This window comes from Trichococcus sp. TS_SC_9, assembly GCF_056156325.1.
In genome coordinates this window covers 218776-233785 of record NZ_CM149591.1, presented here as the reverse complement: position 1 = coordinate 233785, position 15010 = coordinate 218776, and the positions used below count along the sequence as shown (strand labels likewise).

Below are 15010 nucleotides of genomic sequence, written 5' to 3'. Positions count from 1 at the left end.
AAGAAGGAGGCCAACGACGATGAGTCTACCTATGAGTATTTCAAAAACAGCGATGAAAGCATTCCAGACAGGAATGGATAATATTGCAAATAATATAGCGAATGTTAATACAACTTCTTATAAAGCAAAAAATGTAAATTTTCAGGAACTATTAGTCAACAATCAAATGGAAAACCAAAATTTGCTATTTTCTGAAGGATTTGGAGAGTTATCGATTTCTACAGGCGTAACAAGTAATGTTTCAGGAATGGATCTTTCCCAAGGTGGACTGGTCGAAAGTTCCGGGGATTTCCATTTGGCAATTTCCGGTGATGGCTTCTTCAGAGTCAATGATGAGAATGGGAATGTTTTTTATACGCGGGATGGCGCATTCCAAGTGGGGCCTGAAGGCATGGTGACCAACTCAGCGGGGAATACCCTCGCAATCGAGGAAAACCTATTGCCGACGCTCAATCTTTCCGACGCGACCCTTTCGATTTCGGATAATGGCGAAATTTGGGTAGGGAGCAACGGCACTACGACATTGGCGGGAAGAATCCCGCTGTTTTTCCCCGCGTCTGCAGATGCCCTTGTCCCAGCCGGAGAAAACCAATATTTAGTGGCAGATGGAACGCGTATGTATTCCTCAGCAGAAGGTTATCCACTGGGAGGCATACAGCAACATTTTTTGGAATCATCCAATGTGGATTTGGCAGCCGCGTTCACTGATATGATTGTGACACAACGCGCTTATTCCATGAATTTGAAAGCAGCGCAAACTTCAGATGAGATTATGGGTGTCATAAACGGATTTAAGAGATAATACAGCAGCTTGAGGGGATCTCCTGCGGGAGTAAAAGATGGAGGAAAATAGAGAAGATGGCAATAATCGAAGTTGCTGGCGTAACAAAAGAATATCCTAGAGGTATCAGAAGCCTAAAGGATGTATCAGTTACCATCGAAGCAGGAGAGTTTGTGTATGTATTAGGCGCCAGTGGATCAGGGAAGTCTAGTTTCATTAAATTACTTTACCGGGACATCAAACCCACGAAGGGAACGGTAACAGTTTGTGGACACAATGTCGGTAAAATGAATAATCATGTCATACACCATCTGAGACGGGATATTGGAATTGTATTTCAGGATTGTAGATTGTTGACGGGTAAAACAGTTTTTGAGAATATCGCTTTTGCGCTGGAGGTCATGGGAGAAGATCCTGAAGCTATTTCGGATAAGGTCTATCATGCACTTGAAACTGTGGGCTTAGCAGATAAAGTAAATAGTTATCCAGATGAATTGTCGGGCGGTGAAAAGCAGCGGGTTGCGATTGCACGTGCTGTTGTCCATTCTCCGAAAATTATTCTTGCGGATGAACCTACAGGGAATTTGGATCCGCGGACTTCTTTGGAAATTTTCCGTTTATTTTACAGAATCAATAGAAGCGGCACAACCATCTTGATGGCTACACATGACCAAGGGATCATCGAAAATTTTCGTTTCCGTATTCTCGAAATGAAGGATGGCTATCTAATAAAAGATCAAGAAAAGAAACAGCAAAATACGCTTCAATATGATTTTAAACGCAAAGAGTATTTCATTGTATAATAATATGTTGTTTTAATCCATCTATGAGATAAGAACTGCTGTGCATTCATTTGCACAGTTTTTTTGCATATGTATATTTTTCAGCATTATTATAGACTTCCAATTAAGCCCACTATTAACTTTTCACAAACAATACCGAAGTAATGTTAAGAGCCTGATTCATTTTCAGAAATTGAATCAGGTAAGAAATGGTAAAGGGAAGTGAAATAAGTGCAAGCATCAAATATAGAAGTAAAAAACGCCCAGACAAAAACGAAAAAAAATTTCAAGATCAAATTATTACAATTTAAAAGCATCCGAACAAATCTACTTGTAGGATTCTCAATCATTGTCGTGGCTATTTTTTTCCTCGGTTTTAATAGCTACACTACATCCAAAGAAATCAATGAAGAAACTAACAGTATCGTGAATGTCAGTGTTCCAATTCTGGAACAGGCTTCGAAAGTCAGTTATTTAGTTGCGAGTCGAATGTCCGTTGTAGGCAGCTATCTTTTGTCAGGAGATCCCGCCTATGTGGAATTGTTTGAAAACTACACCCAACAAAGCGAAGCTATCCAAGCAAGTATTCTGGAGGCTAACGGGAACAAGCAGGTGATTGTGGAGCTATTTGAAGGAATCAATGAATGGACCCGGATCACGCGCGAAGAAGTCATCAACGTCTACCTAGCAGGTAACCAGGAACAAGCGATAAACACAATGTTTGAGAAAGCAGAGCCACTTGCGATTGAAAATATTGGCGCAATGGAAGGAGCACTTGAAGCCAGAATAGCTTCCATTAACGAAGAAGGAGATAGTGTCATTGTTCATGGAGAGAATGCCGTGAAGGTAACCTTCATCATATCCATAATTGCACTATTGCTGAGTATCGCTATCGCATTATTGATTTCTTCCGATTTGATGAAGCGTATCAAGATATTGATGGACAAAACAACCGAACTGACAGCTGGAAAACTGAATGGAGAACCTATCGACATCAAACATTTTGACGAATTAGGCAAACTGGGTGATGCGATCAATCAAATGCAGCAACAGTTGAAAGCTATTATTGTAAGCATTTCAGAAGCATCACATACACTTGAGGAGAACAGTAGGGACCTCCACCAAGCTTCAAAAGAAGTGAAATTAGGCACTGAACAAGTGGCTATCACAATGCAGGAATTGGCGACCGGATCTGAAACGCAAGCGAGCAGTGCAAGTAACTTGGCGACTGTGATCGATGTATTCAACGATGAGTTCCAAGCTGTTAATCAGAACACCATTCAAATTGCAGAAGGTTCTAAAGAAATCCTTGCAAATACAAATCAAGGCGAAGAACTGATGCAAAAATCAAGTCTGCAGATGAACATAATTCAGGACATCATGCAAGAGGCTGTCGATAAGATGAATATTTTGGAAAATCAGACCCAAGAAATCAACAAATTGGTCGGACTTATCCAAAATGTAGCGGATCAAACGAATTTACTGGCCTTGAATGCTGCCATAGAGGCTGCACGAGCTGGAGAACATGGCCGAGGCTTTGCTGTTGTTGCCGATGAAGTCAGAAAGCTGTCTGAACAAGTCGCCACTTCCGTCATGGACATAACAGGTTTTGTGGACACTATCCAAAAAGAATCCAAAAACGTAAGTTCATCCTTACAGTCGGGCTATACCGAAGTGAAGTCGGGGGCTGCCCAGATTGATAAGACAAGTAACACCTTCAGTGAGATGAAAATGCAATTGGACAGCATGGTGACGAATATTTCTGGCGTAACCAATAATTTGGCGCGGTTGGCTGAGAATACAAATAACATGAGTACGTCCATCGAAGAGATTGCTTCAATCTCGGAAGAATCCGCTGCTGGAGTAGAAGAGACATCGGCTGCCAGCCAGGAAATCAGCAGTTCCATGGAAGAAGTTTCGATGAATTCCGAAAGAATCGCAGGCCTCGCCGACCTGCTGAATCTATTGGTCAAAGAATTTAAATTTTAATCCAAAAAACAGAAAACTCTCCAGTAAGCCGCTCAAGCTTACTGGAGAGTTTTTATCTGTGAATGATTCATTCATTTATTTATTGTATATAGATGGCTTGATTGCCGAATTGCTCCCAAGAGGCAATGAATGCACTTTTTTCCACAGGTTGGTTTTTTTTGCCATAAGGATCATTTACGTAAAAATAATTATCATCATAGCCAACTACTACGACACTGTGTTCACTATAACTGATGCTAACCTCACCAGTAGGCGTTTGCCACACTTCCATATCATCTACAGCGGCATAGCTTGTACTGGTGATTGTCCAAACTGGGTATCCTTGATTCAAGGCATCAATCACAGCATCAAATGAGCTGCCCGTGATATCCTTTATGCGATCTGATGACACGAAATTTGAAGCTAAGATAGCTATCGGTCCATGGTAGACACTGAAACCAGAATTATAACCGGTAATGTCCCCTACGAAAGCATCGTTTGGGTTGCCGCGCAGGCCGTTTTCATAAATGATCGGAACAGAAGGGAGCCAAGCAGCGACATCATTTTTCGATACATCAACGTTGTTGTACTGCAGTATCATTGTAAGCGAGGTTACCTCACAACCGTTATATAAAACGGGATAATCCATTTGATTCAATAGAGGGACATCCAATAAAACTTCTTTTGGGGCTTCTGCTACAGCTGCCAGATCATCCAACACAGATGCGCTCTCAGGGGGTGCAAGCCTGATGGATAATGTACTGACGATAATAATTATCAGCAACCCTCTTTTGAAAAGCGTTCGTTTCCGCATAATTAGCCTCCTTCGAGTAGTGATGTATTTATACAGTGTAAAAAAACTGTTTGCACAATGCCGATGTAATAACTTATAAACCAAAATTAGAAATACCTCTATAATAGTCGGCAGCAATCGAATAAAGTTAACCCATTCTCCCAAAAAAATTCGCTAAAATAATAAAATGGAATCAAGCATGGCACGATCCTTGAGAAAGCAATGCTCCCAAAGAACAGCTATACTTATTTTGTTGACTCTGCTATCATAATAATTAGATTGTAAGTGTATACAGGAAAGGAGGTGTTTCAATTGGGAACAATGAAAGACGTAGCTGCTTTAGCGAAGGTGGGCGTCGGAACCGTATCGCGTGTGCTGAACAATTCCGGAGCTGTAAAAGAATCGACGCGCAGAAAAGTGGAAGCGGCGATGAAAGAGTTGAATTATATTCCGAATGCCTATGCGCGTGGCCTGAAGATGAACAAGACGCACACGATTGCATTGATCATTCCGACGATTTGGCATCCATTTTTTTCGGAGTTCGCCTACTATGTGGAGCGGAATTTGTCTGAACATAAATACAAGCTGCTGTTGTGCAACTCTGATGTCAGCAATGACAAGGAACTGGAATATATTCAGATGGTTCAAGAAAACAAGGTGGACGGCATCATCGGCATCACCTATTCGGATTTGGATAATTTTGTCTCATCGCATTTGCCTTTCGTCACCATTGACCGTCATTTCAAGGAAGAAACGGTTTGCGTCACATCAGACAACTTTCATGCAGGCCAGTTGGCTGTAGCAAAGTTGGTTGAGAAGGGTTGTAAAAAACTCGGGTATATCGGAACCCATTCACGCTTTCCGAGCGAGACGACAAAGAGAAGAGAAGGCTTTGTAGCGCAAGCTGAGCTTATGGAAATTCCTTATGCCATCTACGATGGGGAAGACCCAGTTATGGAATTCAAGCAAGAGATACGAACCTTTCTCGAAGAAAATCCGGATGTGGATGGCGTATTTGCCCACACAGATTTTATTGCTTTGGATATTCTGGAAGTTTTGGAAGAAATGAATCGCAAAGTGCCGGAGGAAGTGCAGATCATCGGATGCGATGGCATCAAGATGGAAGCCGGTCGCAGACAGATCGTATCGACAATCCGTCAGCCCGTTGACTTGATGGCCAAAGCCGCAGTCGAAAAAATCATCCAAGTGATCGATGGCGAACCCGTCAAAACGAAGATCACTTTGCCAGTCCATTACGTAGAAGGACCGACGACGAAAAATGAAATTTTAAAATAATATGTTTTGGGTATTGACAGAAAACGGTTACTGAATTATTATATGTTTAAATCAAAAACATATTTTTTTGAAGCAAAGTGGAAACGTTTCAATTATCGAATAAACGTTTCCCTATTTTTGAAATCGCGGGCAGTTTGATGATCCATCAACCGCACCGATTTCAAAAGTAGCATGCCGATTCTTCAGAATTTATTTTTTTGAACTAAAGTGGAAACGTTTCAATTATCGAGCATGAATCTTTCCACATTTTTTTGAAGCAAAGTGGAAACGTTTCAATTTTCAAAAGGAGGAGTTAGATTAGTCATGAAAAAAAGCCAGACAAGCATCAAACCAAAGGGCACACAAACAAAATGGGAATTCATCAAACAGCACCGAATGCTCTACTATATGCTGTTGCCGGGACTGTTACTCACACTGGTATTTAAATATTTCCCGATGTACGGCATTCTCTTGGCTTTCAAGGATTACAACCCGCTGCGTGGGATCATGGGAAGCGAATGGGTGGGAGTGGAAAACTTCGTACAGTTCATCGACTCACCGAACTTCTCAGTGTTATTGGAGAATACGCTCAAAATAAGTATTTACGGACTGATCTTGGGGTTCTTCCCGCCGATCCTCTTGGCATTATCCTTGAATCATCTGATCAGCACAAAATGGAAGAAGCGATTCCAACTGATTCTGTATGCACCGAACTTTATTTCCTTGGTGATTGTTGTGGGGATGCTGTTCATGTTCCTGGCCGCAGATGGCCCCATCAACGGATTTATTGAAACCATCACCGGTTCGCGGATCACGTTCATGACCGACCCGAATTATTTCCGGACTTTGTATATCCTATCCGGCATTTGGCAAGGCATGGGATGGGCATCGGTCCTCTACACAGCCACACTGGCAAACGTCAGCCAAGATCTGATCGATGCAGCTCACATGGACGGCGCCAATATCTTGTACCGGATCTGGTACATCGATCTTCCGGCGCTGCGCCCGATCATGGTCATTCAGTTCATCCTTTCTGTCGGGGGGATTATGAACGTTGGTTATGAGAAAGCTTTCCTGATGCAAACATCTATGAACCTGCCTGTTTCGGAGATCATCTCGACCTACGTCTACAAAGTCGGGTTGCAAATGGGGGATTACGGATATTCAACGGCAGTCGGGTTATTCAATACAGTCATCAATGTCATCTTGCTGTTGGCCGTAAACATGATAGCGAACAAAGTAAACAATGATGACGCGGCTTTATAGAGAGAGGAGAACAAAATGATAACGTTGACAAAATTTGACCGCAGCGTCCTGCTGCTGAACCGCATTCTGATAGGGCTTCTGGTATTGATCACTCTATCGCCGTTGCTGTATGTATTGATTGCTTCCTTCATGGATCCCTTCATTCTCCGCTCGCAAGGCCTGAGTCTGAATCCTTCGAATTGGAGTTTGGATGGCTATAATCGGGTGCTGAAGGACCCGGCAATCATAAGAGGTTTTGTGAATTCGATTTTCTATTCGTTCACTTACAGTGCATTGACCGTGGGGGTATCGATCTTGACTGCCTATCCTTTATCAAGAAAAAAACTGGTAGGCAAACGACCGCTAACAATCTTTTTTATAATCACGATGTTCGTAGGTGGCGGGTTGGTTCCTACTTATTTATTAGTGAAAAACCTGGGCATGTTGAACACCGTCTGGGCAATTGTCCTTCCAGGCTCAATCAATGTTTGGAACATTATCTTGGCCCGGACGTACTTTCAACAATTGCCCGCCGAGTTGGAGGAGGCAGCCATCATTGATGGCGCGAATGAACTGCAGATATTCTTTAAGATCATGCTGCCATTGGCGAAACCAATCATCTTCGTATTGTTCCTCTACGCTTTCGTGGGTCAGTGGAATTCTTACTTCGATGCCATGATTTACCTGAATGATGCGGACCTGCAGCCACTCCAAATTGTGCTGCGAAAAATACTGATTCAAAATCAACCACAACAAGATATGATCGGATCGGCGACTCAAATGGCGGAAATGGCCCAGTTGGCCGAACTGATTAAATACTCAACAATCGTCATCTCCAGCTTACCGCTTCTGATCATGTATCCATTCTTCCAGAAGTACTTCGATAAAGGGATGATGGCAGGTTCACTCAAAGGTTAGGCAATACGCAACACAAAATAAATACACTACAAAGGAGAAATACAAAATGAGAGTAAAATACCTTGGCACAGCACTATTATCCACAGCAACAGTCCTGACTTTAGCAGCATGCGGTTCTTCCGGCGGGGCCTCTTCCCCCGATTACGAATTGACCAATGTCTCGTTCCCTTTGGAGGAAGAAGTTACCTTGAAGATGTCCACTTCCAGTTCTCCGTTGGCACCGGCTGATCCGAATGAGAAGTTGATCTTCCAGCGTTTGCAGGAGCAATCGGGCGTGCAAGTCGAATGGAAAAACTATTCTTCGGATTACATTGAAAAAAGAAATCTGGACATTTCCAGCGGCGACTTGCCTGATGCCATGTGGAATGCCGGCGCCAGCGACTACGATCTGCTTTCTTGGGCGGAAGACGGCATCATCATTCCCTTGGAAGACCTGATCAATGAACATATGCCGAACTTCAAAAAGGTATTGGACGAAAACCCGGAATACCTGGCCATGATCACAGCGCCGGACGGCCATATCTACTCGCTGCCATGGATCGAAGAATTGGGCCAGGATAAAGAGTCCATCCATACCGTAAATGATATTCCGTGGATCAATGTGGATTGGTTGGAAGCATTGGGCTTGGAGATGCCGCAAACAACGGAAGAATTGATGGTGGTATTGGAAGCATTCAAAACCCAAGACCCGAACGGCAATGGCAAAGCGGATGAAATCCCGATGTCTTTCATCAATGATGGCGGAAATGAAGACATGAAGTTCCTCTTCGGCGCATTTGGCATTGGCGACAACGATGATCACTTGGTAGTCAATGATGACGGCACAATCGACTTTACTGCCGACAACGAAGAATTCAAAAATGGCGTCACTTATTTCAACGAACTTTACAATAAAAATCTGATTGATGTGGAAGCTTTCGAACAAGATTGGAATGCGTACGTTGCGAAAGGGAAAGAGCAACTGTTCGGCGTGTATTTCTCATGGGATAAAGCCAACGTTTCGGGAGCGAACGATTCCTACGAGCCGCTGCCTGCACTGGCTGGTCCGAGCGGAGAAAAACACGTTACGCGTACGAACGGCTTCGGATTCAGCCGTGACCGTTTCGTCATCACAAGCGCCAACAAAAATCTGGAATTGACTGCCAAATGGGCAGATCAAATGTACGTACCGATCCAATCTGTGCAGAACAACTGGGGTACTTACGGAGATGAGACGCAGCAAAATATCTTTGAATACGTTGAAGCAACCAATTCATTGAAACACCTGCCGCTGGAAGGCACTGCACCGGGCGAATTGCGCCAAAAAACAGAAGCTGGCGGACCTTTGGCAATCTTGGATGAATACTACGGAACTGTGACGACGATGCCGGATGATGCGCAATGGCGTTTGGACATCTTCAAAGACACGTACTTGGCTGATGTTCATAATCAATTCAATTATCCACGCGTATTCTTGTCATTGGAACAGGCAGACCGGATTGCTCAAATCGAAGCGGATTTGATGCCGTTCGTCAACAGAAAACGTGCAGAATGGATCGCTAACGGCAAAATTGCCGAAGAATGGGATGCCTATGTAGAAGAGCTGAACCGTTTAGGATTGGAAGAATGGATGCAAATCAAACAAGATGCTTATGATACATACTTGTCAAACAACAAATAACAAGAAAGAAAATAAATCAAATCCAAGAAATGAGGGATAGCGTGAGCATTCAAAGCCAAGTGGTCTATTCAATAGAGCGGGCCAACCGATATATAGCAGAAAATAAAGGAATAGTGAATCCTCTTTACCGGAATCGCTATCATGCATCACCGCCAGTGGGCTGGATGAACGATCCAAACGGTTTCATCCAGTACCAAGGTGCGTACCACCTGTTTTATCAATTTCACCCGTATGATGCGAAATGGGGCCCGATGCATTGGGGACACATGAAGTCGACGGACTTGATCCATTGGGAAGACTTGCCTGTCGCATTGGCGCCGGATCAGGCTTACGACCGATTCGGCTGTTTCTCAGGAAGCGCCATTGAACGGGACGGAAAACTGTATCTGCTGTATACAGGCGTAACGGAAGCCGATGAAGAAGGCGTGCATCACCAGGTGCAGTGCCTGGCGGTGTCGGAGGATGGGCTGCATTTCGATAAAGTGCAGCAAAATCCGGTCATCCCGATCGCTGCCTTACCGGAGGATGCTTCCCAGATCGATTTCCGGGATCCTAAAGTTTTTGAACACGAAGGCATGTACTATACGGTAGTCGCCTCCAAGGCTAGCGACGAGACAGGGCAGATTTTGCTTTACCAATCTGCTGACTTGGTGGAATGGGAGTTTGCCTCCGTCTTCCTGAAGGGGAACAAAGAGCAAGGGATCATGTGGGAATGCCCGGATTTCTTCCACTTGGATGGGAAAGATTGCCTGATCTTCTCGCCGATGCAATGGCCGCAGGATGGGGACGACTATCAGAATCTGAATGCGTCGGTACTGGCTGTCGGCGAGGTGGATTGGGCGACGAAACAGTTCCACCCGGAAAGTTATCAAGAATTGGATCACGGTTTGGATTACTATGCTCCCCAAAGCCTTGAGGACGACAAAGGCAGAAGGATCTGCATCGGTTGGATGCAGATGTGGGGAAGAAATTTCCCGACAGATGAGCTGGGCCACGGCTGGACAGGATCGATGACGATCCCGAGAGAGCTGAAATGGGAAGATGGCAAGTTGAAGCAATATCCGATCGGCATTGTAGCGAACAGCGGCAATCAGGGAGAAATCAGCCCGGTGATCACTATGGCAGATGCCAAAGAAACAATCCCTGGTATCGCAGGGGATTGCGGATTGCTGACGCTGAAAGTGGACACGTCTGGATTGGAAAAAATGTCCATCCATCTCCGTGAGAACGAGAACGAAAGAACAGTAGTGTCCTTCAATAAAGAAAAGAATGAACTGGGAATCGACCGATCCACAAGCGGCATCGAACTGAAAGGTGAAGAAGCGACACCTCCTGTCAGCCGGAAAGTCACATTGGCAGGAGATCGGGATTATCTTGAACTCGCGATTTACTTGGACCATTCGTCGATTGAAGTATTTGAGCGAAACGGTGAAGCGGTCATGACCGCAAATGTTTATCCGACCGAGGAAGCGACGGGCATTTCTTTTGAATGCAGCGGAAAAGCTGTTTTTGAGGAAGCGACTTTCACGCCCTTCGTCTAATCGGAGTTGCAGTTAGGTGTGCCAGACAAATAGTTTAGGAATGAAGGAGACATTATGCGGAGAGTTTATACGATTGGAGAGATACTGATTGATTTTTTCCCGAGTGAAATCGGCGTGCCCTTGAAAGATGTCCAGAGTTTCACCAAACAACCGGGAGGGGCGCCGGCAAATGTAGCTGTGACGGTCAGCCGCCTGGGTGGAAATGCGAGCTTCATCGGCAAAGTTGGTCAGGATGCCTTCGGGGATTATCTGACAGATGTCCTCAAACAGAACCAGGTCGACATCCGGCACTTGTACAGGACCGCTGAGGCAAACACGGCGTTGGCGTTTGTGTCGCTCCAGGAGAATGGGGAACGCGAATTCAGTTTCTACCGCAATCCCAGCGCGGATATGCTGTTGGACAAGGAAGAGCTAAATGAGCTTGTTTTCAGCTCTGCAGACATTCTGCATTTTTGCTCGGTCGATCTGATTGAAGCCCCAGTAAAGTATGCGCATCTTGCGGCTTTGGAGAAAATGCAGCAGGCAGGAGGGACGATTGTTTTTGACCCGAATCTCCGCTTGAATCTCTGGCCGAATCCGGAAATGCTGAAACAGACGATCCAAGAATTCCTCCCGTATGCGGACATCTTGAAAATCAGCGATGATGAATTGGCGTTCATAACGGGCAAGGATTCAGAAGAAGCTGGGCTAGCGGCATTGCTGAAGACGGAGCCGAAACTGTTGATCTATACAAAAGGGAAAAACGGAGCGGACTTGTACTTCAAAGGCGATAAGGCCAGCGTTCAAGGGATCAGCGTCCAAACGGTTGATACGACAGGAGCAGGCGACTCGTTCATCGGTGCCTTCCTCTATCAGATCGCCGGCAAGGATGCTTGGGAAGACTGCAGTTTGGATGAAATCCGCGAGATGGGCACGTTCGCCAATCGTGTGGCAGCGTTGGTGACGACGCGACCAGGCGGCATGCAATCCATCCCGACCATGCAGCAAGTGTTAGGGTTAGAAGTATAATAAATGCAGCACTGAATTTATGCTCAGAAATAACCTGCAAAAACCATGTTAGCGGGGAAATCAGTTCGAATCACAGTCAGGAAACCCGCCAAAAACTGACTTGATGGGGAAATTGTCCACAGTAACCTCAATATTCCCCATCAAAATCACCTTCACGGGGAATCTCGAGACGAACTCGAACCCAAAAACAAACAATTAGACACTCAGATCATCAAACCACAAGAAACCGGGTTGCCTCGTTTGAGGCAACCCGGTTTCTTGTGGTTGAGTATCAGTTGAAGACATTATTCCCCTAATATCTTCATGAACTCCGCACCGGTGATGGTCTCTTCGACCAGCAGGTGGTGGGACAGCTCATGCAGCTTCTCGCTGTTTTCGTTCAATATGGCAATGGCTTTTTCGTGGGCCTGCTTGATGATGTCCAGCACTTCGCGGTCAACCTGCTCGGCCATCCCGGCGGACACATTCATGGAAGTGTCGCCGCCCAAATATTTGTTGGTCTGGGTTTCAATCTGCATCATGTCGAACGTGTCGCTCATCCCGTAGCGCGTGATCATGGCGCGCGCCATCCGGGTCATCTGCTCGATATCGTTTGACGCCCCGGTCGTGATGCTCCCGAAGACGATCTCTTCTGCGGCGCGACCGCCTGCCAGCGTCACGATTTTATTGAACAATTCCTGTTTCGTCATCAGCGATTTTTCGCCTTCCTCGATCTGCATCGTGTAGCCCAAAGCACCGGAAGTACGCGGAATGATTGTGATCTTGTGGACCGGCGCGGATTCCGTCTGTTTGGCCGCTACCAGCGCATGGCCGATTTCATGGTAAGAAACGATTTCCTTTTCTTTCGGAGAAATGACCGCATTTTTGCGTTGGTAACCGGCGATGACGGTTTCCACTGATTCTTCCAAATCACTTTGGGTGACGGCGTTGCGGCCCTCACGGACTGCCCTCAGGCCACCCTCGTTGATGATGTTCGCCAATTCGGCACCGGAAGCACCGGATGTGGCGCGGGCAATCGTATTGTAATTGATGGAAGGATCCATCTTGTAGTTCGTTGCATGCACTTTTAGGATGGCTTCGCGTCCTGCCAAGTCCGGCAGTTCAACCGGTACGCGACGGTCAAAACGACCCGGGCGCAGAAGGGCAGCGTCAAGGGATTCCGGACGGTTGGTAGCGGCCAGGAGAATGATGCCTTTGTTGGCTTCGAAACCGTCCATTTCCGCCAGCAGTTGGTTCAAGGTCTGCTCACGCTCATCGTTCCCCCCGCCGAAGCTGCCGTTATCGCGTTTCTTACCGATCGTATCGATTTCATCGATGAAGACGATACAGGGGGCTTTCTCGTTGGCTTCCTTGAAAAGGTCGCGGACTTTGGCAGCGCCGCGTCCGACGAACATTTCGACGAATTCGGAACCGGATATGCTGAAGAATGGCACATCGGCTTCGCCTGCGACAGCGCGGGCCAACAAGGTTTTGCCGGTTCCGGGAGGTCCGACCAGCAGGATACCTTTCGGATTCTTGGCACCGATATCTTGGTATTTTTTCGGTTGATGCAGGTAATCGACGACTTCGCTAAGCGCTTCTTTGGCTTCGTCCTGTCCGGCTACATCCTTAAATGTTTTCGAATCGCCTGCCTTCACGTAGACTTTGGCATTCGACTTGCCGAATGACAATGCGCCACCGGCTCCGCCGCCCATCCGTTTCGCCATCTGTTTCCCTAACAGGCTACCCAATCCCCAGAACAGCAGGAGCGGTAAGACCCAAGAAACCAAGATGGAAAGGATCGGGGAGGCTTCAGTCGGGATATCCTTGCTGAAGGTCACGTCGGCTTCCTCCAGACGGGTGACGAGTGTCGGATCATCTATCAGGCCGGTGATGTAGACTTGTTTGTCGCCCGCGTCATCGGTCGCGACGAAGGTGATCTGGGTTTCCTCCAGTTTGACTTCGGAAACGTCACCCGTCGATACCTGGTTCAGGAACGTGCTGTAAGTCACTTCCTCCACGCTTCGGTTCATATAGCTAGGCAATACAAAATAGTTCAGGAACATCAGGACGCTCAATGCCATCAACAAGTAATAGGCTGTCGTTCTGCGTTTATCGGGGTTTTCGTTGTTCAAATTCACATTCCATTTTCGATTGTTTTTATTTTTGTCATCTGCCATTTATGTCAGTTCAATCCTCTCTTTGTTGTTCGTTCATTTCCTGTATTAAAAGCTGCAGTTCCTTGATGCCGACTGCAATTTTTTCAAGCCGCTCCTCGGACACGCCTTCCATCAGCAAGCAGTATTTGCTTTCAATATCCTGCTCCATTTTCTGAAGGATCGCTTGGCCATTCGGGGTGAGTTTCAGTGTGATGAAACGTTCGTCGTCCGCGCGCCGTTCCCGCGTCAGATAGCCTTGCTGTTCCAGCTTTTTGCAGATTGTGGAGACGTTGCCGTTGTTCATGTCCATCACCTTCGCCAAACGGTTGAGTGACAGATCTTCGCTCAGCTTGATTTCCATCAAAATCCGCAATTGCAGCGGGGTGATGCAATAGTCTTTAGCGACCGGGCACATCACGGTATCCTTGGAAACTTGGATGGTCCGCATCAAATCCCAGATCTCTTTTTTTAAAAAATCAATTTTCATTTTGAAATCCGCTCCTTTTCCGGATAATAGTTGTGATGTAAAAATATTTTAAATCAAAACTATTATTTGTGCAAGCGGTTCAACTTGTTCTTAAGCAAATCCTAAAGGTTCATCCTCAGCAGGAATGATGTGAACCTACTATAGAGCTAGTGTGTGAAGAAATCGTGAAGATGCTTGAAATAATTTCATAAGAAATGTTTGCGGCGTGCGCCGCTCTTCGGAGGAGAGTAGCCGGAAGGGGCTTCAGCTCCGACGAGAGCTCCCTCGTCGGAGGAACGCTCAAAAAAATTGCCTCAGCTCCGAGGAAGCCCGTCTCCCCGGAGGTGAGCACCCGGAATGCGGGGCGAACTCCGGCGAAGCCTGCGTTCACCGGAGGAAACAAAAAAACGCACGCAAACGATACAGAGGGACAGC

Annotated in this window: 12 protein-coding genes; 9 read left to right on the top strand and 3 right to left on the bottom strand. The window is 46.0% G+C overall.

The annotated features are described in order from the left end of the window. Positions 1-19: 19 nt before the first annotated feature. From AC0J5I_RS00945 to AC0J5I_RS00935, 3 genes are all read left to right on the top strand, one after another. Positions 20-802 carry a flagellar hook-basal body protein gene (locus AC0J5I_RS00945; protein WP_475302272.1) on the top strand — a complete coding sequence of 261 codons (783 nt, stop codon included), beginning with the start codon at positions 20-22 and terminating at the stop codon, positions 800-802. 56 nt (positions 803-858) lie between these two features. Further along, the gene (gene ftsE, locus AC0J5I_RS00940; protein ID WP_475302267.1) at positions 859-1584 is read left to right on the top strand and encodes a cell division ATP-binding protein FtsE; all 726 of its coding nucleotides are present in this window, start codon (positions 859-861) and stop codon (positions 1582-1584) included. 210 nt (positions 1585-1794) lie between these two features. Next, the gene (locus AC0J5I_RS00935) at positions 1795-3552 is read left to right on the top strand and encodes a methyl-accepting chemotaxis protein (RefSeq protein WP_475302265.1); all 1758 of its coding nucleotides are present in this window, start codon (positions 1795-1797) and stop codon (positions 3550-3552) included. A gap of 79 nt (positions 3553-3631) precedes the next feature. Here the strand turns inward: AC0J5I_RS00935 and AC0J5I_RS00930 are convergent, their stop codons facing one another. After that, positions 3632-4345 carry a C39 family peptidase gene (locus AC0J5I_RS00930; RefSeq protein WP_475302261.1) on the bottom strand — a complete coding sequence of 238 codons (714 nt, stop codon included), beginning with the start codon at positions 4343-4345 and terminating at the stop codon, positions 3632-3634. 300 nt (positions 4346-4645) lie between these two features. Between AC0J5I_RS00930 and AC0J5I_RS00925 the strand changes: the two genes are divergently transcribed. The 6 genes from AC0J5I_RS00925 (at position 4646) to AC0J5I_RS00900 (ending at position 11971) form a co-directional block, all read left to right on the top strand. Continuing rightward, positions 4646-5620 (top strand): LacI family DNA-binding transcriptional regulator, encoded by a 975-nt coding sequence (locus AC0J5I_RS00925; protein ID WP_475305768.1) that lies wholly within the window; start codon positions 4646-4648, stop codon positions 5618-5620. Positions 5621-5944: 324 nt separating this feature from the next. Continuing rightward, on the top strand, positions 5945-6865 hold the full coding sequence (locus tag AC0J5I_RS00920; protein ID WP_475305765.1) for an ABC transporter permease: 921 nt from the start codon (positions 5945-5947) through the stop codon (positions 6863-6865). Between the two features lie 15 nt (positions 6866-6880). Next, entirely contained in the window at positions 6881-7762 is an 882-nt protein-coding gene (locus AC0J5I_RS00915) for a carbohydrate ABC transporter permease (protein WP_475302258.1), read from the top strand. Between the two features lie 46 nt (positions 7763-7808). Then, entirely contained in the window at positions 7809-9422 is a 1614-nt protein-coding gene (locus AC0J5I_RS00910; RefSeq protein WP_475302253.1) for an ABC transporter substrate-binding protein, read from the top strand. Between the two features lie 41 nt (positions 9423-9463). After that, a complete protein-coding gene (locus AC0J5I_RS00905) occupies positions 9464-10963 on the top strand; it encodes a glycoside hydrolase family 32 protein (protein WP_475302249.1) in 1500 nt (499 codons plus the stop codon). Positions 10964-11017: 54 nt separating this feature from the next. Then, complete coding sequence (locus AC0J5I_RS00900; RefSeq protein WP_475302246.1) at positions 11018-11971, top strand: carbohydrate kinase family protein; 954 nt, start codon at positions 11018-11020, stop codon at positions 11969-11971. A 284-nt stretch (positions 11972-12255) separates the two neighbouring features. Here the strand turns inward: AC0J5I_RS00900 and ftsH are convergent, their stop codons facing one another. Then, entirely contained in the window at positions 12256-14130 is a 1875-nt protein-coding gene (gene ftsH, locus AC0J5I_RS00895; RefSeq protein WP_107995708.1) for an ATP-dependent zinc metalloprotease FtsH, read from the bottom strand. A 10-nt stretch (positions 14131-14140) separates the two neighbouring features. After that, the gene (locus tag AC0J5I_RS00890) at positions 14141-14596 is read right to left on the bottom strand and encodes a MarR family winged helix-turn-helix transcriptional regulator (protein ID WP_475302239.1); all 456 of its coding nucleotides are present in this window, start codon (positions 14594-14596) and stop codon (positions 14141-14143) included. Positions 14597-15010: the final 414 nt, after the last annotated feature.